Source organism: Nostoc sp. CENA543, assembly GCF_002896875.1.
Lineage (GTDB): Bacteria > Cyanobacteriota > Cyanobacteriia > Cyanobacteriales > Nostocaceae > Trichormus.
This window is the reverse complement of the sequence record NZ_CP023278.1, coordinates 1,992,266-2,016,790: the sequence shown is the minus strand read 5'-3', so window position 1 is coordinate 2,016,790 and position 24,525 is coordinate 1,992,266. Positions and strand designations below refer to the sequence as shown.

General features: G+C 41.2%; 20 protein-coding genes, 1 tRNA gene and 1 pseudogene. 12 read left to right on the top strand and 10 right to left on the bottom strand.

The genetic code is table 11. From position 1 onward, the window contains the following. The first annotated feature begins 68 nt into the window (after nt 1-68). Together CLI64_RS08400 and CLI64_RS08395 are read left to right on the top strand one after the other, a co-directional pair. Entirely contained in the window at nt 69-521 is a 453-nt protein-coding gene (locus CLI64_RS08400) for a hypothetical protein (RefSeq protein ID WP_103136792.1), read from the top strand. A 365-nt stretch (nt 522-886) separates the two neighbouring features. Beyond that, a complete protein-coding gene (locus CLI64_RS08395; RefSeq protein ID WP_103136791.1) occupies nt 887-2,461 on the top strand; it encodes a serine/threonine-protein kinase in 1,575 nt (524 codons plus the stop codon). Between the two features lie 464 nt (nt 2,462-2,925). Here CLI64_RS08395 and CLI64_RS08390 read toward each other — a convergent pair whose 3' ends face one another. The 4 genes from CLI64_RS08390 to CLI64_RS08375 form a co-directional block, all read right to left on the bottom strand. Next, the gene (locus tag CLI64_RS08390; protein ID WP_103136790.1) at nt 2,926-3,123 is read right to left on the bottom strand and encodes an NblA/ycf18 family protein; all 198 of its coding nucleotides are present in this window, start codon (nt 3,121-3,123) and stop codon (nt 2,926-2,928) included. Between the two features lie 699 nt (nt 3,124-3,822). Next, complete coding sequence (locus CLI64_RS08385) at nt 3,823-4,542, bottom strand: Stp1/IreP family PP2C-type Ser/Thr phosphatase (RefSeq protein ID WP_103136789.1); 720 nt, start codon at nt 4,540-4,542, stop codon at nt 3,823-3,825. An 18-nt stretch (nt 4,543-4,560) separates the two neighbouring features. Further along, the gene (locus tag CLI64_RS08380; protein ID WP_103136788.1) at nt 4,561-6,246 is read right to left on the bottom strand and encodes an AarF/ABC1/UbiB kinase family protein; all 1,686 of its coding nucleotides are present in this window, start codon (nt 6,244-6,246) and stop codon (nt 4,561-4,563) included. Nucleotides 6,247-6,360: 114 nt separating this feature from the next. Continuing rightward, nucleotides 6,361-6,687 (bottom strand): DUF6825 family protein, encoded by a 327-nt coding sequence (locus tag CLI64_RS08375; RefSeq protein ID WP_103136787.1) that lies wholly within the window; start codon nt 6,685-6,687, stop codon nt 6,361-6,363. Between the two features lie 201 nt (nt 6,688-6,888). Here CLI64_RS08375 and CLI64_RS30715 point away from each other — a divergent pair. Then, a pseudogene (locus tag CLI64_RS30715) lies at nt 6,889-7,062 on the top strand (Uma2 family endonuclease); the annotation flags it as partial. Here the strand turns inward: CLI64_RS30715 and abc-f are convergent. Beyond that, the gene (abc-f, locus tag CLI64_RS08370) at nt 7,059-8,669 is read right to left on the bottom strand and encodes a ribosomal protection-like ABC-F family protein (RefSeq protein WP_103136786.1); all 1,611 of its coding nucleotides are present in this window, start codon (nt 8,667-8,669) and stop codon (nt 7,059-7,061) included. The pseudogene CLI64_RS30715 and the gene abc-f overlap by 4 nt on opposite strands. 394 nt (nt 8,670-9,063) lie before the next feature. Here abc-f and CLI64_RS08365 point away from each other — a divergent pair, with 394 nt between their 5' ends. Together CLI64_RS08365 and CLI64_RS08360 are read left to right on the top strand one after the other, a co-directional pair. Then, a complete protein-coding gene (locus CLI64_RS08365; protein WP_225977537.1) occupies nt 9,064-10,980 on the top strand; it encodes a serine/threonine-protein kinase in 1,917 nt (638 codons plus the stop codon). Nucleotides 10,981-11,105: 125 nt separating this feature from the next. Then, the gene (locus tag CLI64_RS08360) at nt 11,106-11,807 is read left to right on the top strand and encodes a Uma2 family endonuclease (protein WP_103136784.1); all 702 of its coding nucleotides are present in this window, start codon (nt 11,106-11,108) and stop codon (nt 11,805-11,807) included. Between the two features lie 72 nt (nt 11,808-11,879). On the opposite strand, the gene CLI64_RS08355 is transcribed toward CLI64_RS08360, so the two are convergent. Continuing rightward, nucleotides 11,880-14,588 (bottom strand): CBS domain-containing protein, encoded by a 2,709-nt coding sequence (locus CLI64_RS08355; protein ID WP_103136783.1) that lies wholly within the window; start codon nt 14,586-14,588, stop codon nt 11,880-11,882. A gap of 183 nt (nt 14,589-14,771) precedes the next feature. Here CLI64_RS08355 and psbZ point away from each other — a divergent pair, with 183 nt between their 5' ends. The 6 genes from psbZ to psb35 all read left to right on the top strand — a co-directional run bounded on the left by psbZ (nt 14,772) and on the right by psb35 (nt 18,407). Next, nucleotides 14,772-14,960: a photosystem II reaction center protein PsbZ gene (gene psbZ / locus CLI64_RS08350; RefSeq protein ID WP_103136782.1), complete on the top strand. Its 189-nt coding sequence runs from the start codon at nt 14,772-14,774 to the stop codon at nt 14,958-14,960. 170 nt (nt 14,961-15,130) lie between these two features. Next, nucleotides 15,131-15,709 carry a 6,7-dimethyl-8-ribityllumazine synthase gene (gene ribH / locus CLI64_RS08345; protein WP_103136781.1) on the top strand — a complete coding sequence of 193 codons (579 nt, stop codon included), beginning with the start codon at nt 15,131-15,133 and terminating at the stop codon, nt 15,707-15,709. A 189-nt stretch (nt 15,710-15,898) separates the two neighbouring features. Further along, a tRNA-Gly gene (locus CLI64_RS08340) sits at nt 15,899-15,970 on the top strand. Between the two features lie 376 nt (nt 15,971-16,346). Beyond that, complete coding sequence (locus CLI64_RS08335) at nt 16,347-16,754, top strand: hypothetical protein (RefSeq protein WP_103136780.1); 408 nt, start codon at nt 16,347-16,349, stop codon at nt 16,752-16,754. Between the two features lie 4 nt (nt 16,755-16,758). Continuing rightward, nucleotides 16,759-18,024, top strand: coding sequence for a glutamate-5-semialdehyde dehydrogenase (locus CLI64_RS08330; RefSeq protein WP_103136779.1), 1,266 nt, complete (start codon nt 16,759-16,761; stop codon nt 18,022-18,024). A gap of 155 nt (nt 18,025-18,179) precedes the next feature. Then, nucleotides 18,180-18,407, top strand: a complete 228-nt coding sequence (psb35, locus tag CLI64_RS08325; RefSeq protein ID WP_103136778.1) for a photosystem II assembly protein Psb35 — start codon at nt 18,180-18,182, stop codon at nt 18,405-18,407. A 214-nt stretch (nt 18,408-18,621) separates the two neighbouring features. Here the strand turns inward: psb35 and CLI64_RS08320 are convergent, their stop codons facing one another. Together CLI64_RS08320 and CLI64_RS08315 are read right to left on the bottom strand one after the other, a co-directional pair. Next, entirely contained in the window at nt 18,622-19,044 is a 423-nt protein-coding gene (locus CLI64_RS08320) for a TerB family tellurite resistance protein (RefSeq protein WP_103136777.1), read from the bottom strand. 57 nt (nt 19,045-19,101) lie between these two features. Beyond that, on the bottom strand, nt 19,102-20,451 hold the full coding sequence (locus CLI64_RS08315; RefSeq protein ID WP_103136776.1) for a 16S rRNA (cytosine(967)-C(5))-methyltransferase: 1,350 nt from the start codon (nt 20,449-20,451) through the stop codon (nt 19,102-19,104). An 83-nt stretch (nt 20,452-20,534) separates the two neighbouring features. Here CLI64_RS08315 and CLI64_RS08310 point away from each other — a divergent pair, with 83 nt between their 5' ends. Further along, nucleotides 20,535-21,671: a tetratricopeptide repeat protein gene (locus tag CLI64_RS08310; protein WP_103136775.1), complete on the top strand. Its 1,137-nt coding sequence runs from the start codon at nt 20,535-20,537 to the stop codon at nt 21,669-21,671. Between the two features lie 134 nt (nt 21,672-21,805). Here the strand turns inward: CLI64_RS08310 and CLI64_RS08305 are convergent, their stop codons facing one another. Both CLI64_RS08305 and CLI64_RS08300 read right to left on the bottom strand, forming a co-directional pair. After that, nucleotides 21,806-23,257: a glycoside hydrolase 100 family protein gene (locus CLI64_RS08305; protein WP_103136774.1), complete on the bottom strand. Its 1,452-nt coding sequence runs from the start codon at nt 23,255-23,257 to the stop codon at nt 21,806-21,808. Between the two features lie 804 nt (nt 23,258-24,061). Then, complete coding sequence (locus tag CLI64_RS08300) at nt 24,062-24,511, bottom strand: hypothetical protein (protein WP_103136773.1); 450 nt, start codon at nt 24,509-24,511, stop codon at nt 24,062-24,064. Nucleotides 24,512-24,525: the final 14 nt, after the last annotated feature.

Genomic DNA, 24,525 nt, shown 5'->3' with positions numbered 1-24,525 from the left:
ACGTTTTGGAAATTCCAAATATATCTTTGTAATCTGAGGACTACTCAATTAACACAAGGAAAACACAGGTGGCTCACTCTTTTTTATTAGAACCAGGACGCTGGCTGATTCAAGGTAGTTGGTTAGAACGGGATGGAATGCCCATCAGTATTAAGGGTATGACTTTGGTAGCGTGGAATAGAGATAATTGGTTTACAATGGCGACCAAACTGATCTTTCCAGGTAGCGATCGCCCTGACATATCTTTACAATACAAGGGGCGTTTGCATGAGGGAGAACGTCAATATACTTTTTTACTCCAGCACAGTGTACTCGGTCAGGTAGAAGGCGAAGGCTGGATTGGACTAGAGGGAATTGTACAGCGTTATTGGGCAATTAGCGATCGGCAGCGTCGCAGTGGCTTTGAAACCATACATCGCCTTTCTGAGAATACATACTATCTCAGCAGTGGAATTATGGCTGGTCATTTTTTAATCAACACAATGGAAGCCAAATTAGAACTCCAACCCACAAATCCTTAGCTAATTAGCATCATCGTATAAAAAGTTGTTTTTTTCTTCAATATAATTACACAACGTTGATTTAATGTCTGAGTTTTAGTTGTTAGAGTTATCTAGCTGATTAAAACTGGGCAAACTAACACTACATCAAAACCCAGTTAGGATACATCTACCCATTTCGTGACTAAATTACACTTTACCACCCAGCACTCATACCAATTATCGAAATTTAGCAATAGATCAACGCCCTAAAAGCCTCGTAAAATCAAGCCTTCTTAACTTTAAATCTTATAGGTGTAAATCTTCCCGCAGGGTGTGTGTGAATTTTAAATTGATTATGAGTCTGGTGTCATCCACAATTGTTAAAAATTGGAGTCGAAATTTCTATGTCAGACCCCAACATCGGCCGTTTTCTTGGTAAACGCTACCAATTACAAGAACTAATTGGTACTGGCGCAATGGGTAGAGTATATCGTGCTAAGGATATTTTGTTGGGAGGCGTACCCATTGCTGTGAAGTTTCTTTCGTTGTCAATGCACAACGAAAAGATGCGACTACAAGACAGATTTGAGCGAGAAGCAAAAACCTGTGCCTTATTAGGACAAAAAAGTATCCATATTGTCAGAGTCATGGATTATGGCGTAGATGAACATAACACTCCTTACTATGTTATGGAATATCTACAAGGACAAAGCCTCAACCAAATTATTCGCCAACAGCATCTAACTTTACCTCGCTTTTTGAGCATGACGCGTCAAATTTGTCTGGGCTTAAAATGCGCTCATGATGGTATTCCGGTAGATGGTGCGATCTACCCAATCATTCATCGTGATATTAAACCTAGCAATATTCTGGTGATTCAAGACGCTAGTTTTGGCGAACTGGTCAAAATTTTAGATTTCGGCATAGCTAAACTACTACAAGGTAATGGTGATCATACTAAATATTATTTAGGAACGCTCGCCTATTCATCTCCCGAACAAATGGAAGGTAAAGAACTTGATAATCGTTCGGATATTTATAGTTTGGGTGTGATGATGTTTGAAATGTTAACAGGTAAAATGCCTGTGATCGCATCGAGCCATTCCTTTGGCGCATGGTATAAAGCACATCACCATCTCGCACCACGCACTTTTGCTCAAGTTGCACCTAATTTGCTCGTTCCTAAAGAATTAGAAAATTTAGTGATGAGTTGTTTAGCCAAAATTGCCAAGGATCGCCCTCAAAATATCAGTGAAATACTCCAAGCTTTAGAGTCTATTGAACAGCATCAAAATGCACGCCTCACCACTCCACCAGAACCTGAACTACCTACTCAATCCCACAACAAAACTGTCACGTCAAAAACAACAACTGAACAGAAAACCAACAGCAATAGTCCTTTACAATTAGCTCCAATTAAGAATGAAATTACTTTCTCAACTTCTTGGCCAAAAAATAAACCTATAGCTGACATTGTTTTTCCTCAACCTATCTCTATCAATCATGAGGTAGTACCAGCTTTGTGGGTGATGTTACCACAACGGGAAATTATTCAACGTCTAGTTTGTAGCCGTTACAATCAATTTCTGTTCATTACTGCTCCCCACCCCATGATGTTATGGATTACTGTTCTCTATAACCGTAAATATGGGGCGAAATGGTTGCCTTACTACCTTGACCTCAAAACCAACCTGGGTCAAGAAATGGTTAACTTAATGGTCAAAACAGGTTACTATCGTCTGTTATTATTTGCGCGGGAATCACCTAATAGCTGTTCTCATGTTCTAGTTGCTAGTATTGCCTCTGCTCAATGTCAAAGGTTGCAACAGTGGATGATGTCCGCTAAAAGCTTTGTGTCTGTAACTGATCCCCAAATTAGCAAAAATCTGCTCAAACAAGAATATGAAAAGATTAAACCTCAGATTTTAGCCAAGTTAGACACAATTGATACCGATTCTGCATTTGATATCTCTGGATAGAGTGGGTTTATACAAATTTAATCTCACTTATATCAAAATATGTAAACTTTTATAAAGAATATATATATCTTAGTTGTAACTAGTATTGGGAATCAATATAATAATCCTCAGTGCTGGATACCAAACGAGCGAGTGCTTAGTTAAATGTAAGTAAGTTTGGTACTTTGCCTGTTACATTAGCAATGTAGTTTTAGATAGGTAAAGTTAAATAGGTAATCTAGCTACAGAGTTTGTTTACGAAAATATGGTTTTTTGGCTTGACGAGTCAGCCGAAACTTTATGCAGTAAGCAAAGAACCAGGAAAAAATAATATGTGCCGATGTTTGAACAACGTGCTTTGGATCTTTGAATTAGCTATTTGAGTTAGCTGAGTTTGAAGTTGACGCCCCAGCATCCCCAGCTCGTTTCCTCCCTGGAACTGAGCAAGAGAAGGAGGTCGCCCACTGCGACACAAAAACCTACTTCTATGCCAGAGTGGAACCAGAATCTAAGCCCCACTGATGCTTGAGGAGTTCTTGGTATGTCGCTTCACGTACAATCATTTGTTCATAAAGCTTGACTAAGAAGTCTTTAGCTTGATCATGGCTCATGTTCTGTACTTGAGTGGCAAAAGAACGAATGCTGAACTGTTGTTCCAAGGAAAGTTGGATGGGTTGGCTCATAATAAACTCCTAAAAGACAACGCGAAAATTTGGGTTTAGTTAATGGAATTCCTATAAAGATAGGGCTAGCTTTGCGTTTGCTATCGATTCTCTGTATTAAGAAAGATAACAACTATTTAAAAGTTTGCCCATATCCTTAGAGGATAGATTTCTGCTTAGGTTTTTTTGGGATGGGAACCTACGGAAATATAACTCAAGTCTGCATTTGCAGATTTGAGAGCAATCACTGTAGGTAGTATTTTCCCCTTGCATTTCCTATTTTTGAGCAAGAAATATGCCTCAAGGGCGGATTTTTGCAGAAGTAAAAAAATGAAGGGTATTAAGATCGCATTATATGCTGCTTACATTATGATGTGCAACATGTCAATCAACTAAATTGTGTAATTTCGGTCTCCAATCAAGACAGTTTGCTTGCTAAGAGTATTTGTATCAAGTTGTAAATAGGAAAAATGCTCAGACTGAACAAAATGCTGAGTATATGTACTGCAAAAGTCTGGAAATCTTCAAAAAGTGCTGAGTATTGAGTGCTGTTAGCGGAAGCGCGGCGTTTAGCCGATGCTGAGTAATGAGTAATGAGTAATGAGTATTGAGTAATGAGTAATGAGTATTGAGTATTGAGTATTGAGTGGTGAGTGGTGAGTGGTGAGTAAAAGAGTTATTACCTGTCACCTATCACCTGTCACCTGTCACCTATTACCTTCAACTACTCGCTACAATCACGACAGTGATGTTATCGTGTCCACCTTGTTCTTTAGCGGCTTCTACTAGAGATTTGGCAGCTTTATCTAAATCGTTGAGATCGTGGAGGCAATCCGCTATTTTCTCATCAACCAGTTCTTCGGTAAGACCATCACTGCATAATAGCAAGCGATCGCCTGGTTTCACATCCAAAAGTTGCACTTCAACTTGGTGTAAGTCTTCTCTACCCAAACAACGGGATAGTACATGACGAAAGGGATGAATACGCGCTTCATCGGCGGTGATATCACCAACTTTGATGGCTCTAGCTACCCAGGTATGATCTTCTGTAACTTGTTCTAGTTGAGATTCTCGAAGACGATATAGCCGAGAATCCCCGACATGGGTGTACCAAGGCGCGTCCCGAAAGATGGCGACTACTACAGTTGTACCCATGTCAGCCCGTTCAGGATGATTTTGCTGATCCTGAAGAATTGCTTCATTAGCTTGCCATAAAGCTTGCTCTAACAAACGGGTAGATGGTTCAGGCGTGTCCCAATTGCTAGTTAAATATTCTTGAATTTCCTTCGTAGCGATGCGACTTGCTTCTTCCCCGCCTGCATGGCCACCCATACCATCAGCAACAATAAAAAATCGCCCTTCTTGGTCGATGTGGTAATGATCCTGATTGTTAGAACGAACAAGTCCCGGATCGCTAAGACCCGTGAAGTTAAGTTTCATAGCGTTTCACTGCACCAATTAATACATACGGTCATAACGGTCGAGGCGGAGAAGCAGTCGGATCAGTATTACCGAGATTGCTGCGGCAATTAAACCAGCCAGCAGTGCTAACCATACATAATGATTAACTAATAAAATTGTGGCTGAAAGGGTAAATCCACTGATTATCAAAGCATAGCTCATCCCTAACTGAATACTACTTTGTCGCCGCAAAAGTCGCTCTGTTTCTATGGAGCGTACCCGCAGGCGCATATCTCCGCGCTCTAATTTTTCTAATGTATCTTCTAATCTACGTGGTAATCCAAATGCGGTGGTACTAACTTGCACGGCCTGGCGGCTTAATTCATTCAAGAAACTATTGCTATCTGCACCATTCATATTGGTCATAAGCTGCATTGCGTATGGTTGGGCAACTTCCATAAAGTTAAACTCTGGATCTAAGCCTTTGCCTACGCCTTCGAGGGTAGAAAAAGCCCGCATCACGAAAGTAAAAGTTGCAGGGAATCTAAATGGCTGATTATATGCTATTTCGTATAAATCATCACTGATCGCGGATACAGATTGAGCTTCAAAGGGCTTATCCATGAAGTTGTCTAGCATATACTGCACAGAACGCCGCACTGGCCCCATGTCATCTACGGGAGCGATCGCACCTAAATTTATGAGAGACTGGACGACGCGATCGCCATCTTTTTGGGCAATACCGAATAGGGTTTCCATCAGTCCTTCCCGGACATTGGATTTAATTCGCCCCATCATGCCAAAGTCGTAGAAAATCAGCGCACCATCAGGACTGACCGCAATGTTACCAGGGTGGGGATCAGCGTGGAAAAAGCCATCATTGAGTAGTTGCATCAAATACGCTTGTGCGCCTTGACGCGCCACAGATTTTCGGTCTATACCTGCGGCTTCTAAAGCTTCATATTGGCTAATTTTAATTCCAGGTAAATACTCCAAAGTTACCACCCTTGGGGAAGTGTAACGCCAATAGACCTTCGGCACCTTTACCCAGTCGTAACCGCGAAAGTTCCGCCGAAAAGCATCAGCATTTCTACCTTCATTTAGGTAATCAATTTCCTCCCACAGAATGCGACAACATTCTTCGTAAATACCCATCCAATCCCGTCCCCGTCCCCATTTAGGATGGTTTTGGAAATAACGAGCAATACCCTTGAGAATTTGTAAATCAATCTCAAATAATGTTTTTAATCCTGGACGCTGCACTTTGACAACAACTGCTTCACCGCTATGGAGTACCGCTTTGTGTACCTGCCCTAAACTAGCAGCTGCTAAAGGAATCGGTTCAAAACTTTGAAAAAGTTCAGGAATTTTTTTACCTAGTTCTTGCTCAACAATTTTTTCTACTTGCTCGTAGCTAAAAGCGGGTACTCTGTCTTGGAGTTTTGCCAACTCTTCGACATATTCACCAGGGAATATGTCAGCACGAGTGGAAAATAACTGACCGACTTTAATAAAGGTAGGCCCTAAATCTAGCAGGGTGTTGCGAATCCAAATAGCCTGAGCTTTTCGCCGTGCTGCTTGTTTTGCTTCCGTTACACCGCCAGGATAACTCCAAGCCTTGTTGTACCGCCAAATTTTGAACATCAGGGTCAAGACAAAACCCCAAATGTCCACGAATCGCCGCTTACTAGAGTAGTTTTCCCGATTCCAACGGTATGCTTTGTCTGAATAGCTATTTTCCATAGGTTGTGCGTACCGTTGTTTTGTTACTGAATCACCTGGAAGAAAAGACACTCTGATTCCTAAACAGTTGTCACGAAAAGTTTAGTTGTCAATAATTCTTGACTAATGATTAATTTAGACAGAACTGCTGCGATAACGTTGTAACTCATTTCGCAGTAAGGCAATTTCGGCACGCAGTTCATCAATTGTGGCTTGCAAGTCAACACCATCAGCACTACTTGAGGTAGTACCAGTAGTTGTTTGACCAGTTTCAGCCGCCGCCGCCGCACGATTTGCCCGTTCAATTACTTCTTCTGTAAATTGGCGTAGTTGTTCTCTGGCTTCCGCATCGAATTTACCGATTTCGCTCAAAGCATCGGTAAAGGCAACTTCTAGGCGTTCGTTAACGACTTCAGCTAAGGCTCTGCCGACAAAAAAGGCTTGTACAAGGGGATTACTCATAAATTTTTGTTACGCTCGTCCGCAAGAAGATTATAACTTGCTCGTATGCTTTGCGGCTTCTCTCTGAGCGTTTGCAGTTGGGTTAATTTGGGGATTGGGGACTGGGGATTAAAGGAAGCGACTTCTGTGGGTGATTAGTTGAGTCATACTGAATTGGAATAGGTAGTATTGTTTCGAGATTCGGGAATAGGCTAAGAATCATGGAGTCAGCAATTAGGCTTATATTTAGGCATAGATAACGGAATGGTGAGATTTTTCACCCCAGAAGGTCAAAAAGTTCCTACACCTGAAGAAGCAGCACAACAGGCGCAGGAAAAGGCGGAACGTTTAGCAGCAAAACTGCGAGAATTAAATATTGATCCAGAAACAATTTAAGGACAAGACAGCAATTCTTGATAATACTGTTCTGGTGTACTAGGTAGAGAAACTGTCCTTTTTAATGTTTGGTTTTGCAGTAGGAAACTGTGAGTAATCTTAATCCGACTGAGAAAATCGATATCGTGGGAAATTACCCAAAGCGCACCGTGATATTCATTGATAGCTAATATCATTTGTTCGACAGTTTCAATATCTAAATTATTGGTTGGTTCATCCAGAATTAAGAGGTCAATTTCTGAGATACTAATAATTGCGATCGCCAACCTCGCCAATTCACCCCCACTCAACACAGAAGCAGATTTATTTACTTCATCATATTTAAACAAGAAATGTCCTAGTTGCTGACGTAACTGCTGATAGTTCAAACTAGGGTTAGCAGTCTGCATATTTTCTAAAATCGTCTGTTGTCGATTGACTATTTGATATGTTTGGTCGAGATATACAGTTTTCATTCCCGTTGCTAGAGAAACTTCACCAGACTGAAAAACTGCTGTTGCTGCTTCCGGTGCTAGAATTGCTTTGACTAGACTAGATTTACCAGAGCCATTTGCACCGATAATAGAAAAGCGATCGCCTGATGATATGTGCAGTTGAATATTTTGAATCAGCAACAGTTCCGACACCCAAAGATTTGCACCCTCGATATTAATCAGATTTCTGTGCTTGTGGCTTTTTTCTTCTAGCTGGATACTGGTAACTTTTGTAGTTTTGACCTTAGTATCGGCAAGTTTTTGAGTAGCTTTTGCTACAGCTAAATCATGTTTCTTTTTGGCATTGCCAGTAGAGGATTCAGCTTTGGTTTTAATCAGTCCAGCTGACATTCTATCAACACTACCATTTAAAAACTTATTTCTCCCATTGCGTTGAGCTTGTGCGGCGCGTTGCTGTTCTTGCATCGCCGCAGTGTGGACGCGCTTGAGTTCCTTTCTGGCTACTTCGTGCGATCGCACTGCTGCATCTAATTCTATTTGTTTTTGCTCCCGATAATACGAAAAATTTCCGCCATAAACTTTCAAACCAACAGGTGTAAGTTCCCAAGTTATATCTGTTACTTGGTCTAAGAATAAAGGTTTGTGGGAGACAATCACAAAAGCACCAGGAAAATCTAAAAGAAACTGTCTTAAGCTTTCTAACGTGTGTAAATCTAGGTGATTTGTCGGTTCATCCAGCAAGAGTAAATCTGGCTGTTGAGATAAACCAATAGCTAAAAAGAGTTTCGTCAATTCACCACCACTCAAATTATTGATGGGTAAATTCAAATCAATAGCTGTGTGTAATTGTGTCTGGAGAATTTCCGTAATTATCCACCATTCATCAGCGATAGAACTTAAGAAATCTAGGACTGTATCTTTGTTGATTTCTGGTTTAATAGTGCTGATTTGGGGCAAATAATATATAGAACCACTTCTTACTACTGAACCTAAACTGGGATAAATTTGACCAGCAATAATTTTGAGGAGAGTAGACTTACCAACACCGTTTTTACCTACTAAAGCAATGTGTTGACCTTGTTCAATGCTGAGATGAATACCTGCAAACAAAGTCCTCTCTAAGCTGAGTTCATAAGCTAAATTCTCAGCTAATAATATTGATTTTTTCTGCATTCTGATCAAACCTCAATATGCAAACTTCCACCCGTCTTTGCAACAACTACGGGTAGATAATACGAACAAAAAACTGAGCCGCAAGAACTTACCATGCGACTGAATCTAGAATTGCGTCAAGTTTGTAGTAAGGACTTTAGTCATCTGCAAAATCAGGACTAAAGTCCTTACTACGAACGGCGAAAAATCTTGTTAGCTCATGATTATTGTGAAGTAACTTGTCAAATTATGTCGTGTTGATTGGTTTTTGACGCTTGTTGGCGATAAGCAACAGTAATTAGTTACTACTTCATTGCAGCTATTTCACTGGAGGTTTGAGTACGAACTACAGTGTAACACGAAAGCATTTCAAAAATGTAGAAAGAGAAGTCTAAACTTACTTTTTTGTGTCTCTGTGGATGATCAACATTGTCAACAATGTGATTCAAATGCAACCGCTTCTACTAGCTTAAGTGTATTTACGTATTACACACCAAACCTACCCTATTACACTTATCGTGCTGGAATTATGACTATCTATCCTGATTTCGATCAACATGGCTATCAAATTTTGCAAGAATTGGGACGCAACCGAGAAGGAGGAAGGATTACTTGGCTAGGATCGGATGTAAAGACAAAACAACAAGTAGTATTAAAGCAGTTTTGCTTTGCTCAATTTGGTTCTAGTTGGTCTGGGTTTGAGGCGCATCAACGGGAAATTCAGATACTACAAGGACTTGCTCATCCTGGTATTCCCAAATACATGGGTTCTTTCGCCACATCCGATGGTTTTTGTTTGGTGCAAGAATATATTAACGCGCCATCTTTGGCAGAAGCTCGGAAATTTACACCAGGAGAAATCAAACAAATTGCTATCAAGGCTTTAGAAATTCTCGTATATCTGCAAAATCTATATCCACCGGTGATTCATCGGGATATTAAACCGGAAAACATTTTGGTAGATGAAGCACTCAACGTTTATTTCATTGACTTTGGTTTTGCGCGTATAGATAGCGGGGAAGTTTCGGGGAGTAGTGTATTTAAAGGTACTCCAGGTTTTATTCCACCAGAACAGATGTTTGAACCAACAGATGCTACAGACTTGTATGCTTTGGGTACAACTTTGATTTGCTTGTTAACACAAATCAAGTCACCAGAAATAAGGGAGTTATGCGATCGCAATAATCCATATTTAATTAAATTTAGTCATCTTCTACCTAAATTAAGTCTACGGTTTCTTGGTTGGTTGGAAAACATGGTACAACCAGAACAGGACAAACGCTTTGCTAATGCACAAGCAGCTTTAGCAGCACTCCAAGCACTGGATGTGATGCGCGTACCAGGAGTTGATTTCAGTCAACCGGTGCTGCAATTTAAAGCTAACCGATTAGGAGAAAAGCTAACGCAAAGCATCACAGTTGAAAATACAATTCCAGATACTTTATTACAAGGTAGATGGGAAGTTGCACCTCATCTAAATGATCCACCACATACGCCAGATCATCATGCTTGGATTTTTGTGACACCTGCTGAGTTTAGTAGGAATCATACTCAGTGTCAGATTGAGGTAGATACGAGTCAATTGATGGCCGATAAGCAGTATAAACGTCAACTAATACTGCACAGTAATGCTTATCCAGCGAGTCATACTTTAACGGTGAAGGTGCAAACTGCTACTTTACCGATTGAAAAGCTAGCAATACCTTATGCTTGGCTTGCTGGTGTGTTGGTAATTTGTATGATTGCATCAGCATCTATGACTTGGTTTATAACTGTTGTCGGTTTATGGGCAGTAATGTCAGCAATTATGGCTGCTATGCTTGGTGCTGTGATTGGTGCTTTCGGAGGGATCACGATTGGGCTAATAATTGGTGGGATGCTAGGGATACTGTTTAATTTCGACGAAATTGTAATAACAAGGATTGCAGGTGCGATTGGAATTGTTCTTGGACTACCATTAGGTTCTGTTCAGGCATTATTAAGTATTGACAGTAAGATTGGAATTGGGATTGGGATTGGAATTGGAATTTGGATTCTATTTATAGTTTTTGCTGCATGGAAGGCGAGTATTTTTGACAGATATAGACACTACGATTACGGAAATTATAGATATGTCTATAGATGGATTGCTATATTGCTGTCTTTACTATCAGCAGGATTAGGAATAAGCTTCGGAATTATTTGTATAATTGGCTTTGTCAATCTATACATTTTATTGGTACTAGCAGGCACAGGATTGCCCTTGATAAGTATGTTGCTTTATCCACCCTTAAAAAGACGCAGATTAATAGCTCAATATCGCCAATCTGAAAAACCTTTAATTGAACTATAATCAAAACAGATCCCCGACTTCTTGAAGAAGTCGGGGATTTTATCATAGGTGTAAGATACCTTCATTTATTGCGATATTCTAAATGATAAAATGAATCCAGAAATAATTGATGCAGTATTGATTCTATGACCATTGCCCAAGAATTAGAATCGCAAGCAGACATCTCGCAAGATGTCATATTTCCCCCTGGTGACTTATACAGTGATGAGCCTCCCTTGGAAACAGAACTACATCTAAGACAAATAATCCTACTTTTACAATGTATCGAATGGTTATGGCGGGATAGAAATGATTTTTATGCGGTGGGAAACCTGACAATTTACTACAGTCCCCGCCAGAAAAAATCAGAATATTTCCGAGGCCCAGATTTTTTTGTGGTGTTGGGAACTGAACGCAAAACCCGAAAGAGTTGGGTGGTTTGGGAAGAAGAAGGTAAATATCCCAATTTTATCTTAGAAATTCTCTCGGACTCAACAACGAAGACAGATAAAGGTTTAAAAAAAGAAATATATCAAGATACTTTCCGCACTCCTGATTACTTTTGGTTTGATCCTTTTACATTAGAGTTTGCAGGATTTCATTTAGTAGATGGAGAATATCACCCTCTACAAGCAAATGCACAAGGATATTTGTGGAGTCATCAGCTAGGGTTATATTTGGGAGTTTATGATGGTCTATTGCGGTTTTTTACGCAAGATGGAGAACTAGTTCCCACACCTGAAGAAACGGCTGAACAAGCACAACAGCAGGCTGAACAGGCACAACAGCAAGTAGCACGATTAGCTGCAAAATTACGGGAATTAAATATCGATCCAGATGCAATTTGAATTGATATTTGTTCGCTAATCAATAAGAGGCGATCGCCTCTTATTTACACAATCATTATTCTTCGTCTTCAGTTACACAGGATAATTTTTAGCCAGAAAATCTTCTGCTTCTACTTTATCCTTAATCACTCCGTCTATAGTTGCGGCAAGTATTTCATCAAGCATTTGGCGAAACTGGGGACTAGGTTTATATCCTATTTTTTTTAAATCATTACCATTTAATATTGGTTGAATAGCAGATAGAACTGTTAAATAATGCCATATTTGCCGCCTAATAATTCTGTGACTATCTATAGCAATTAAAATTAACATTTCTACATCATATTTACGAAGAAACTGCACTATTAGACTAGGTTTTTTCGATGTCATTAAGAAGTCTGTAACCTCAGATCTAGCAGTGGCTAATTGATGTAATCTTGCCAACATATCTTCTGGCAATTGCAGATTTTTCGCGACTTTATGCCGATATTTGGGTGCAAGATGAGCAATTAAAACTTCTAGGCGCGTTTGCCAGGGAATTAATTTTTGTTGAGTATCAAATCTGCGCCAACAACGTTCTAATAAACGTAATTGGCGTAAAAGTTCATGATCTAATTTCAGAGTAGGATGGATGCACTGTAAAGCCCCTAAATCATTGAGTAACTTTAAAGCTGATTCCCAGTAGGGGGCGGAGAGGATATATTTTAATTCGGCTTTGAGTCGCGTTTGCAAAGCGGGAGTTTTGCTGTTAGTTTGGGCTGTGCGGTCATACACACCACTATTAATGGCATAGCGGATATATTCTTCTGTGCGTGGTTCAATGGCAAATCCAAACCTCACTGCAAAACGGACACCGCGATAAATGCGGGTGGGGTCTTCAATAAAGCTATTGGCGTGTAACACGCGAATTTGTTTGGCGGCTAAATCTAGTAACCCACCGAAGAAATCCAGTAATTCGCCTTCACGGGGGGAAGTTAAACGCAAAGCCAAGGCATTAATAGTAAAGTCGCGACGGTATAAATCTTGACGTATAGAACTGGCTTCAACTTCGGGATTGGCGGCGGGATAAGGATAAAATTCTGTTCTAGCGGTGGCGATATCCACCCATAAAGAATCTAATTCGGGGTCTTTGTGCCATAACAAAGCCGCAGTTTGAAAAGCACCATGAATTTCTAACCTAGTGGCTGGATAGATTTCTTGCAGTGCTTTGGCTAATTCTACCCCTGCACCCACATCGGTAGTTTTATGGAAGCCGTCAACCACTAGGTCAATATCTGTAATCATCAAAGTTCCAGATGCAGCTTCCGCTAGTAGTAAGTCTCGTACCGCACCGCCGACTAGATAAAGATGCCAACCCCGTTGTTCTGCGGCTTGGGAAGCTTTAGTGAGTAATTCCCAGAGTTGGGGAGTTAAGCGTGACTGTAATTGAGTGCTGGGTGCTGGGTGCTGGGTGCTGAGTGTGGGTTGGGAATCAGCATTGATGATTTGGTACTCAGAACTTTGATGCAATTCCCTCAAAACATCAGTACGGGTGACAATTCCAACTAATTGACCATGATCTAATACAGGTAAGCGACCAATATCATACGTCACCATTAACGACTCAATTTGAGGCAATGTCGTTTCTGGGGTAATTGTTTTTAAATTAATCGTCATGTAACCCTTGACTGGTGCATGACTAAAGCCGTGGTGAAAAGCAATATCTAAATCCCGACGGGAAATAATTCCCACTAATTGCCCTTCCGTATCCACCACAGATAAACCAGAGTGTCCATAGCGTAATAAGATGCGCTGGGCTTCTGCAATTGTAGTTTCTGGGCGAATGGTACGGACTGGGGAGGACATTAAATCTCTGGCGGTGGGGGGATGGGGAATAGTGGTTTTAATCCCGTTGAGGAGTTGTTGCAAGATATTTTGAGCATCGACACCGCGTAAATTTAAAGATGCGGCTTGAGAATGACCACCACCACCCAAAGTTTGAAATAATTGGTCAAGATGCACACCAGGAATTTGCGATCGCCCGATAATTGTCAATCGAGACTCATCTTTAGTTAAGGGATATTCACCCGCTAATAACAAAGCATCGATTTCTGTTAACTCAATTAATTGCGATGCTAAACTAGACAACCCAGGCACAAAGCCTTCTGTCTTTAAAATTACCCAGGCGATAGTATAACCCCGTAAACACAAATACTCTAATTGTTCTAAAGCTTCCTTGAGCAAACGTTGTAATTGTGGTGATAAACCAGGCTCACGATAGTTAGCAATTACACTTAAACTAGCACCCTGTTGCATCAACCAAGCCAATGCTATGGCATCCCGTGGTGTAGATTGGTCGTAAGTCAGAGAACCAGTATCTACATGAATTCCTAAAGCCATCGCTGTCGCTTGGGACGAGGTGAGAGAGATATTTTGTTGTTGCAATTGTTCCACAATTAAAGTTGTGGTAGCCCCGACTGAAGAAATGTGAAATTGCGTCGCCGGAATATCTGAATCTTGCCCCAGGTGATGATCATAGACTGTAATATGATGAAGTTGTGGTAAATCTAACCACTCAGCAGCCTTACCCAAGCGATCGCGCTGTTGTGTATCCACCACCGTTATAGACCGAATTTTCTCAGGATTGACCGAACGCCTCTCAATCAGTGCATACTCATCGCGATGCAGTGCTAAAAAATCCCGCACAGGTGGATGTGCGCCGCCAGTCAACACAATTTTACTGCCAGGCATCAAGCAAGTTAACCCGACTGCTGCGCCTAAAGCATCAAAATCCGCCGTAGTATGACAAAGAATTAAGTCCATAGTCCATAGTCAAGAGTCAATGGTCAATAGTCAACAGTCAACAATCAACTATTGACTTTGGACTATTAACTAAATTGTGACAATTTCTGCTAGGTTACAAATAGGGGTAAGAAACGGAAAGTGTCAGTGTCGCCCTTTACGATATTCTAACTTTAGTATTTCGCTGTCTTGGGAGAAGTCAAAATGACCATAATATTCCAATTTGCTCTAGTTGCTCTAGTGTTGTTGTCTTTTGTGCTTGTAGTTGGTGTGCCTGTAGCATATGCTACACCCCAAAGTTGGGTTGAATCTAAAAAGCTACTATGGCTTGGTTCAGGAGTTTGGATCGCCCTAGTGCTTTTAGTTGGGCTATTAAACTTTTTCGTAGTCTAAACCACAGAGTACAGTTAAATAGCAACAAAACTCAAGGAGCGGGAAAGCCAACACCCAAGGTAAAAGAACAAAGTCAATTTGTTCTTCACACCTAATTGTGCTTTCCTGCTCTTCCACATTTACAGAAGAAATGTATATTGACAAAAGTATAGTGAAAGTAAGAGGCAGTCATGGCAGTTTTTGAGGGAACTTTCGCTCAAACAGAACCTTTGCGGTTAGCATTGGTGATTGCTCGATTCAATGACCTTGTAACCACAAAACTGCTAGCAGGATGTCAAGATTGTTTAAAACGTCACGGTGTTGATCCTGACCCAGAAGGCGATCAAGTAGATTATGTTTGGGTTCCTGGTAGTTTTGAAGTACCACTTGTAGCTCGTCAGTTAGCTCTTTCTCACCGCTATGACGCGGTAATTTGTCTAGGTGCAGTCATTCGCGGTCAAACTCCCCATTTTGACTATGTATCTTCAGAAGTAGCCAAGGGAATTGCTGCTGCTAGCTTTCAAACAGGAGTACCAGTGATTTTTGGCATCTTGACAGTAGATACCATGCAGCAAGCCCTAGAAAGGGCAGGGATTAAGAGTAATCACGGTTGGGATTATGCAATGAACGCGCTAGAAATGGCCAGCCTCATGCGGCAGTTACGCTCTAACTTAAAAGATGCTTACGCTCACAATCCCCAATCTTTACCAGCCTCTATTTCTGGTCACACTATCGGCAACCTCACCGCCGAATCTGAAGGCGTGGGGTGAAGGAGACAGGGGGCAAGCAGGAAGTGTGGGAGGGGTGGGAGGTGTGTATGGATAGGGAAGAAATCTTTCCTCCCACACTCCCCACACTCCCCACACTTCCCAGTCCCCAATCCCCAATCCCCAGTCCCTATTTTCACAAAACTAGTTGACAAATCAAAATAAACCTGTCATATTAATAAAGTAAGGTTTGCGGGTATAGCTCAGTGGTAGAGCGTCACCTTGCCAAGGTGAATGTCGCGCGTTCGAATCGCGTTACCCGCTTTTAAAATATACAACACAAGGTAGAGTAGTTCATCAGGCTTAGGGTTAATTATCCTGAATTTTCAGTAAGGAAATTTGTCCTAACCTTTAACACATAGAACTCACTATCTTGATAAAACTGCCTAAAAAATCAGAAGAAGCTACCGACGATACAGCCGAAAGCTGAATAAATAATTTATTCTTAGGTGCAGGCTTAGTTAATGGGTTGTCTTGAGAGTGTTCGCCACGTAAGCTTAAAAAAGTACCAGATACATTAAAACTATCAATGCAATGTTTAAGAATACAGATAAAGAAATTCCTGATTTGATAGCTAGGATACTGATAAATACTGGATTGTTCATTTTGAATTTTGAATTTTGAATTGCTGATAACGCTTGTGCAATCCCAAAAACCAGAAAAAATAGACTTTAATACCGAATATCCCTGTCCCTGTCGCCGCAAGGGACGGTTAGTCCCGATTACCCTGACAGAAGCATTTGGATGCGATCGCTGTCAACAAATCTTTGTTGTGGAAGAGAATGGCCATGTACTAGAACAGCTTTCCACCACCTACCCCTATAAACGTGCTTGGCTGTGGACGGGGGGAAATTGGCGAGTTGTTCACCCCAAATTAGGAGAAAGCTATTTACCCATAGCACTGGGGATTATTTTCGTGCTAGTGATTATATGGCTACCATTAGCACTCAAATTCGCCAATGGTTCTGGCCTGATTAAATGGGCTATGGTGGCAGTATTGTTGGCAATTTTGCCAGCACTCATGGTCTGGCTTACCTACCGACGATAATTCAATGACCGTTGCAGCTGTGGACGAATTCCCCGAACCCATTAACATTGCCAAACGCGCTTATCAAGCTTCCCTGAAGTTAAGCACTACCAAGGGAACAGACCGCAGTCGGGCTGTTTTGGCAATGGCGCAAGCACTGGAAAACGCATTTGACGACATTCTAGAAGCTAACACCTTGGATTTAGAAGCTAGTCGGGAAATGGCAGTGCCAGAAGTAATTTTAGATTGGCTGAAACTAACTCCTACCAGATTAGAAACCACAGTAGAAATTCTGCAAAGGTTGGGAGAACTTTCAGACCCTTTGCGGCGGGTAAGAAACGCCGACTATCAACCAGAAGACTCGCAAAGTTACTCCCAATTAATGCCTTTGGGCGTTATCGGATTTATTTATGAAGCCTTTCCTGATATTGGCGCGATCGCCGCAGGTTTGTGTATTAAAACAGGTAATAGTATTATTCTCAAAGGCGGCACAGAAGCTAGTCACTCCAACGCCGCCATTACAGAAGTATTACAACACGCCATTGCGGAAGTTAGCTTACCATCAGGTTGTATAGAACTGATTACCGCAGAACACGGTGCTTCCGTCCGCGATTTAGTCACCCAAGACCAATATGTCAATTTAGCCATTCCATACGGACGTTCTAGTTTGGTACAGCAGGTGATGCGACAAGCCACCTGTCCAGTGTTAAAGTCAGCAATGGGTAACTGTTACCTTTACTGGTCACTGAATGGCAGTTTAGAAATGGTGCGTTGGATGATTATTGATAGCCACGAAAGCGAACCAGACCCCGTCAATGCCATAGAAAAGGTGCTAATTCATCGTCAAGCTATGCCTTCATCCTTGGCTGTATTGTGGAATAGTTTAAAAGAAAAAGGCTTTGAACTCAAAGGCGACGCAGAACTAGTAGAAGCTTTTCCCCAGTTACAACTAGCAAAAGACGGTGAGTGGGGATGTTCCTATTTAACCAAGACGGTAGCATTTAAATTGGTCGATAGTCTAGAGGGAGCGATCGCTTGGATTAATCAATACAGTAGCGGTCATGCTGACTCGATAGCCACAGAATCCTATCAAGAAAGTCGTCAGTTTGCTTTAGGTGTGAACAGTGCTTCTACCTACATTAATACATCCCCCCGCTTTTCTCGTAACCCGTCACGGGGAGACACGGTATTTTTAGGGATGTCCAATCAAAAAGGCCATCGCCGGGGATTTATCAGTTTAGAAACCCTGACTACCGTAAAGCATATCATTCAAGGTAATGGACGGTTTTAGAAAATACCCCACCTCCGGCGATCTATCTCTAACTTGAGGCTGATTGCTGATCTCTCCTATGCCATATCAGATATTTCCCACTGATAGTAGATGTAAATGATACTCTATTTCTATACTGTATTAAGAAGTGTTGCGTAAACCAGGAGTCTATACTTATGCAATTATTGTTGCAAGCACCAGATGCTATAGCCACAGGTGGAAATCATTTTCCCTTAGCTTTTACTTTAGTGTACGTAGTAGGTTTTATTGCAGCTGTGACCATTGGTTCTATTGCTTGGTACAACTCTAAACGTCCCGTGGGTTGGGAAAGCAAGGAACGCCCAGATTTTGTACCCAAGGTGCAAAAAGAAGAAACTCCGGGTCTGGGTGAACCGAAGTCATAATTAGTCGTTAGTCATTAGTCATTAGTCATTAGTCGATAAAATCTAGACTAAAGACTTTTGACGTGATCAAATTTAGATTTGAGATATGGTATTCCGGCATAAGCCCTAAATTCTAAGGATTGGAACAAATATCACATATTTCATTTGCATCCACTTTTGGGTGTAGTCAATCTGAAATGGTTTTCTCTAAAACCTTGGCATGGTTTGACTATAGTTAGTTTTGAACTTCAACCCAGCGACGATAAAGTTGTTGAATTTGTTTGAGTAGTGTTGTGTGTTCGAGGTGATGGGATTCAGAGTTTTGGCTTAACTCTTGTAATTTGGTCAAGAGTCTGGCTTCTTCAATCGCTACTTCCCCATCACTGTAAATTAAACCACTAATGGCCTCAATCAAATTTTCGCAGTCTTCAGCAGTTGGGCGATCGCCTAAATATTCTTTCACCCATGTGTAACATTCATTCGGTTGCACAGGAACTAATTCATACAGCCAAGGTTTAATCTCTGGATCTGTGGCTAAACCTTTTGCTTGCGCGATTTCACGTAAATATTGCCGTTCTTCTGGTTGAATTCTGCCATCAATCCATGCAGCTCCAATCAGAATCTTGACTAAATTCTTAACGTTGGCATCTGTTATCATTGCTGCCTCCTCTGAGAGATTCAGGCTTCCATCAAATGGTACAATCCTTGATCGTATTCACCCCGAATCGTTGGTTTTTCTTAAGCGCACCATGAAAAATCCGTCCATATCCTGGCGGTGAGGCCAGACTTTTAACCAACTAGGGGATGTAGTGTCAATCAAATAGGGTAAATCACTGTTTAAAGCTTCAATTCGCCATTCGGGATGTTCTCCCAGAAACTCTGCAATCACACCTTCATTTTCGGCGGGATGTAACGTGCAAGTTGCGTAAACTAGCACACCACCGACTTTGACAAATTTTGATGTTTGTGATATCAGTTCTTTTTGCAGTGTTGCCAGTTCCGCTACAGACGTGGGTGTTTGTCGCCAACGCGCATCTGCATGACGGTGTAAAGTCCCTAAACCGGAGCAAGGCGCATCTAACAAAACGCGGTCGGCTATATTGTGAAACTGGGGTAAATTACGACTGTCACCAGTGCAAATCTCAATTGATTTTAGACCCAAACGTTGGGCATTATCCTGAAGTTTACGCAAACGAGAAGCAGTGCGATCGCCAGCCCAAATTTTGCCTTTGTCTCCCATTAATTCAGCAATGTGAGTTGTTTTACCCCCAGGCGCAGCACAAGCATCAATAATCGTCTCCCCTGGTTGGGGGTCAAGGATATGACTAACTAATTGCGCGCTAGCGTCTTGAACCACCCACCAGCCTTGATCAAAGCCTGGGAGATTTTGAATTGCGCCCGTGTTACCAATTAACCTTAAACCTTGGGGTAAATTGGGTATGCGTCTGGCTAAAATCCCGGCCGATTTTAACGCTGTTTCCACTTGTGCGATCGTAGTCCGTAGCGGATTAATTCTGAAATCGATGGTGGGTGTTTGGTTCATCCATTCACAGAGTCTTTCCGTCTCCTCCACACCCAACTGTTCTAACCAAACTTCGATGATCCAGTCAGGAAAACTGTGTAAAATTCCGCATCTTTCTCTGGGATTTTCTGGTAATTTCAATGGTTCTGACTGGTTTTCGGCTAAACGCACATACTGACGTAATAAACCGTTGACAAACCCTGCAAGTCCCGCAAAACCATTGTCCTTTGCTAATTGGACTGTAGTATTGACAGCCGCCGATACAGGAATGCGTTCTTGATAACGCAGTTGATAAAAGCCTAAATGTAAAATGCTGCGGAGTTCGCTAGGCTGTTGATGAGATTTTTTAGTAGCTAGTTGGTCAATGATTGCGTCTAGGGTGCGTTGTCTTCTGACACTGCCATAAACTAATTCTGTGACTAAGCGACGGTCAAGATCAGATAAATGAGATTTTCGTAACACTCTATCTAGCGCAACATCAGTAAAAGCCCCCTTATGGACATCTTTGAGCGCAATGAAAGCGATTTGACGGGAATTGGTCATGGAAAATCGGTAATTATTTCAATAGCAAGGGTATTTAGACTAGAAAAAACCGCAATAATGTCATAAAAATAGAGTTAAATTCTATGACCTATCTTGAGCAGGGTTTAATTGCTTATAAAAAGGGAGACTACCACACAGCTAAAAAGATTTTTACCAGATTGGCTACCCTCAATCGCAATGCTGATGCCCACTATTTATTGGGGATGATGCAGTCTTCTGGCCAGGGTTTTGAACCTGATCCAACCGCAGCCGCTAACTATTATCACACTGCGGCCACAGCCGGACATCCCCAAGCCGCCTATGATTTAGCAGCCCTTTATGCCCTCGGTCGTGGCGTTGAGCAAGATTATACAACAGCTTTGTCTTGGTATCGTCGGGCGGCGGAGGCAGGGATTTTAGAAGCAATGTTTGTGATGGGGACAATGTACGCCAATGGTGAAGGTGTCAGACAAGATTTTGAGACAGCCCAAAAGTGGTGGCTAAAAGCCGCAGCACAAAATCATGCGATCGCCTCCTTCTACATCGGTCATTTGTATAACAATGGTGATGGAAGGGAACGCAACCCAGCCACCGCCGCTAACTGGTATCTGAAAGCTTGGGATGCAGGTCATGATCAAGCAGAAATTTACTTAAATAATTTATTACCCACCTTGGAAGAATTAGGGCGCGGGGGTGCGGCTGAAGCTCAAGCTGTGTTAGGAGCAATCTACTATACCATGTATGGTAACTACCCACAGGCGATAAATTGGCTGCAACTTGCCACCGCCCAAGAACACCCAGAAGCTACGCGCTTGCTGGGATATTGTTACGAACAGGGAGAAGGGGTTGAGCAAGATACAGCACAGGCTGTAGATTTGTATCACCGTGCGGCGCAACTGGGTGATCAATTTGCTCAATTTAACTTAGCAACCTACTATGCTACAGGCTATAGCAATGTAGAGCGAGATTTAGATACAGCAATTCATTGGTATCGACAAGCAGCAGAACAAGGACTATTTGCAGCCCAACATCCCTTAGCCGAACTCTTAGCGGCACGAAATCGCGATCGCGCTGACGCTAAAGAGGCGATTCATAGACTCCGTCTAGTTGCTCAAAATAATTCTGAAGCGGCTGAATATCAACTGACAGCAGGTGATGGAAAATGGACTGTAACCATAGCTCAAAATGGTGTAGTTGTATCTTTGGTGGGGATGGAGTTAAGTGAATTAGAAATAGGTTAGAGCCAATACTGTTCTTTTAAGAAAAGCCAAAATCCACTTATTTGAACTATTGTATTAGGTTAAATGCAGATATTTGATTAAAAACCCCACTTTCTTCAAAAAAGCGGGGTTTTCAATTTGTATGGGAAATCTAATTAGAGAGATATAGAAGTATCTACGCTGTTAATTTCAAATTCACAGGCTCTAGAGACTAATTCTGACGGTAATTGATCAAATCTCACCAAAGATAAATAAGATTGGTCTTTCATCAATTCTTTAGCCAGTAAAAAACCCGCGATCGTCCAGGTTTGATATTTTCTCGACTGCTTACCAATCAATCTGCCTTTCTTGCCATCATAATATTCTGGCCATTCATCTTCCAACAGTCTAGATTGGGCAATTTCAATTGCTTTACTTGCTAGATAAGGTTTATTAGTTTTAATCGCTGCTGCTGTTAACATCCACATCAAAACAGGCCAGCTACCTGCATTATGATACGACCAAGGTATATTTTTGGGGTCGCATCCTGTGACGATTCTATACTCTTCATCTTCTAAAGCTGGGTAACAGATTTTCATGGGCATATCTCCCACTAAATCTTCCCATCTTTCCTCAATCAAACTCATAATTGATTGGGCTTGTTGTTCTGTCGCTAGGTCAGAAATGACCGCCATCAAATTACCTAGCGCGAAAAATCTTGTATCTAACTGTGATGGCCCCACATTTCCAGCTAAATAACCACCTTTTTTGGGTAGCCATTTATCTAATTCATAATAGGGAATAGAATCTACATAGATGTTAAAAAGATTGACTGCTGTCTTACCGTATTCTTCACTTTTGAAGCGATAAATAGCATTGAGGCGATTGATATCTATCCAATAATGTTGGCGAATATGGGCGCATAAAAGTGGCAGGCGGTTATCAATGGCTTCAACAACATCTTGATTACCTTGACAGATTAACATCTCCCGCGCTGCACGCAAAGCCGCATAAAATAGAACTTGCAATTCTAAAGGATGACCATAAATCCCCAAACGGCGGTCAATCATACAAGCACCATCTGGAACTAACAGCGTGGGATACATATCAAAGCGATTCGCCAGACAGATTTCCATAATTAACCTAATACCTGTTTGGAATTCAGGCTGATAGGCTAAGGAGAAATCTTTGGTGGCGACTACATAGGAGTGTAATAATATAATCCACCATAAACAAGAATCAACTGGTGTGACTCTAGCGATCGCATGTTCACCAAAATCTGCTTCTAAATACTCTTCGCCATGATCCGATACTACTTTAAAACTTGCTGGGATTAAACCCCTACCAGGCTTATACGCGTCTAATTGTCTTTCTTTGGGTTGTAACTTTAAAGTTTCTTCTAAAAAGTTGCGAACAATCTCTGTTCTACCTTTGATGAGAAAAAGTAAAGCTGATGAAACAAAATCTCGCACAAAACATTGGTCGTAATTTAATGCTTCTACAGAAGCATCATAAGCAGCAACTGTACCGACGGGACGACCTTTATAATATATTATAGATTTCTCTAGTGCTTTCCACGCCGAGGTTTCTATACTTTCTTCTGTTAGTAATTCATTTACCTTTTGCATCGCCAGACTAACTCCATTGAGGGTGTAAATTTATGGTAGATGCGCTTACTTTTGTGAGGGTTTTTACTTTGGTTCAGCATAACAGAGAGCAGGTTTTGCTATTGCAAAAATCTCCCAAAATAAGCAGCTTAAGCTGAATATCTCAAGCTGTTCATAGTGTGTGTGTATAATGTTTGATGGTGAATTAATTCACTACTAATCAATTATCCTTGTGGTAGTTTACAACTAGCTGTGATTCCATACACAAGTAATAATCATGATTAATAGATACAGTCATGACAGATACATTTTTAGCTTAACCAATGCTCTTGTGTGTGTGTAGAGCTTTTCTTTACCAAACAAAAACATATCTCTCAAACTGTATAAGGGTTGTATGAAGTGAAGTCTTTGTGACTTCGGGTAATCTTTACTCAGTTAGAATCTATTTTTCGAGATTATTTTTCCCCTACAAATTAATAATTTATAACTTTTTGTGAAAATTTGCAATAAGATTAATTACAATTTGGCAGATGTCAATACCTATAAAGGATTATATATTTTAACCAACAAGAAGATAAACTAGTGTGATTACTGGAATGCAGCCACTAGCCTGTCATTAACAATCAAGCTAGTGTGGGGTTAACACGGTAAAGGGAATGGTAGGCGATCGCGCTTATGATTAGGGACTTCCAGAAAATAAATTATCCAATTTCTCTTTTTCAAGTTCTCCCAAACATAAGTTTTCTTTTTATCTGTATGAAAGAAAACCCCCCATAATATTATGGGAGGTCTAAAATGACTACGTAAATATAGATAAAACTTATGTTATTTTTCAGGCACTGTCATATGGTCGTCACTTACAGATTTCCATAGCTTATAAGCACCATAACCGGCTGCTGCGGTAGCTGCAACTGGAACTAAAACCGGTGCTGCGGCAGCAACCGTTGGTGCTACTACAGCCAATGGAGCTACTGTTGCTATAGCTGCGTGTCCGATTGTCGCCCCAACTGCGGCTAGTGTTGCTGTATCACCTGAAGCCATAAGTGTGATTGCACTACCAGAAATAGCACCCACAGCGAATGACATCATATTTCCGCAATCCTTTCCTTCACATTTTAGAAATGTTACATCTCCTACTTTTACTAGATTTCCTTCTACTAAATTACCTTCTGCCCTAGCGGAAGATGGCAATATTGTTAAGGTGCTGGTTACAACAATTAGAGTAACCAAGATGGTAGAGATAAATCTTTTCGCAGTTTGAAAGATACTTAGCATTTAATTTCCTTGTA

Coding starts and splice junctions, on each gene's coding strand:
- CLI64_RS08395 (WP_103136791.1), top strand. CDS start 887: ATGTCAGACCCCAACATCGGCCGTTTTCTTGGTAAACGCTACCAATTA.
- CLI64_RS08390 (WP_103136790.1), bottom strand. CDS start 3,123: ATGAGCCAACCCATCCAACTTTCCTTGGAACAACAGTTCAGCATTCGT.
- CLI64_RS08385 (WP_103136789.1), bottom strand. CDS start 4,542: ATGAAACTTAACTTCACGGGTCTTAGCGATCCGGGACTTGTTCGTTCT.
- CLI64_RS08380 (WP_103136788.1), bottom strand. CDS start 6,246: ATGGAAAATAGCTATTCAGACAAAGCATACCGTTGGAATCGGGAAAAC.
- CLI64_RS08375 (WP_103136787.1), bottom strand. CDS start 6,687: ATGAGTAATCCCCTTGTACAAGCCTTTTTTGTCGGCAGAGCCTTAGCT.
- abc-f (WP_103136786.1), bottom strand. CDS start 8,669: ATGCAGAAAAAATCAATATTATTAGCTGAGAATTTAGCTTATGAACTC.
- CLI64_RS08360 (WP_103136784.1), top strand. CDS start 11,106: ATGACCATTGCCCAAGAATTAGAATCGCAAGCAGACATCTCGCAAGAT.
- CLI64_RS08355 (WP_103136783.1), bottom strand. CDS start 14,588: ATGGACTTAATTCTTTGTCATACTACGGCGGATTTTGATGCTTTAGGC.
- psbZ (WP_103136782.1), top strand. CDS start 14,772: ATGACCATAATATTCCAATTTGCTCTAGTTGCTCTAGTGTTGTTGTCT.
- ribH (WP_103136781.1), top strand. CDS start 15,131: ATGGCAGTTTTTGAGGGAACTTTCGCTCAAACAGAACCTTTGCGGTTA.
- CLI64_RS08330 (WP_103136779.1), top strand. CDS start 16,759: ATGACCGTTGCAGCTGTGGACGAATTCCCCGAACCCATTAACATTGCC.
- psb35 (WP_103136778.1), top strand. CDS start 18,180: ATGCAATTATTGTTGCAAGCACCAGATGCTATAGCCACAGGTGGAAAT.
- CLI64_RS08320 (WP_103136777.1), bottom strand. CDS start 19,044: ATGATAACAGATGCCAACGTTAAGAATTTAGTCAAGATTCTGATTGGA.
- CLI64_RS08315 (WP_103136776.1), bottom strand. CDS start 20,451: ATGACCAATTCCCGTCAAATCGCTTTCATTGCGCTCAAAGATGTCCAT.
- CLI64_RS08310 (WP_103136775.1), top strand. CDS start 20,535: ATGACCTATCTTGAGCAGGGTTTAATTGCTTATAAAAAGGGAGACTAC.
- CLI64_RS08305 (WP_103136774.1), bottom strand. CDS start 23,257: ATGCAAAAGGTAAATGAATTACTAACAGAAGAAAGTATAGAAACCTCG.
- CLI64_RS08300 (WP_103136773.1), bottom strand. CDS start 24,511: ATGCTAAGTATCTTTCAAACTGCGAAAAGATTTATCTCTACCATCTTG.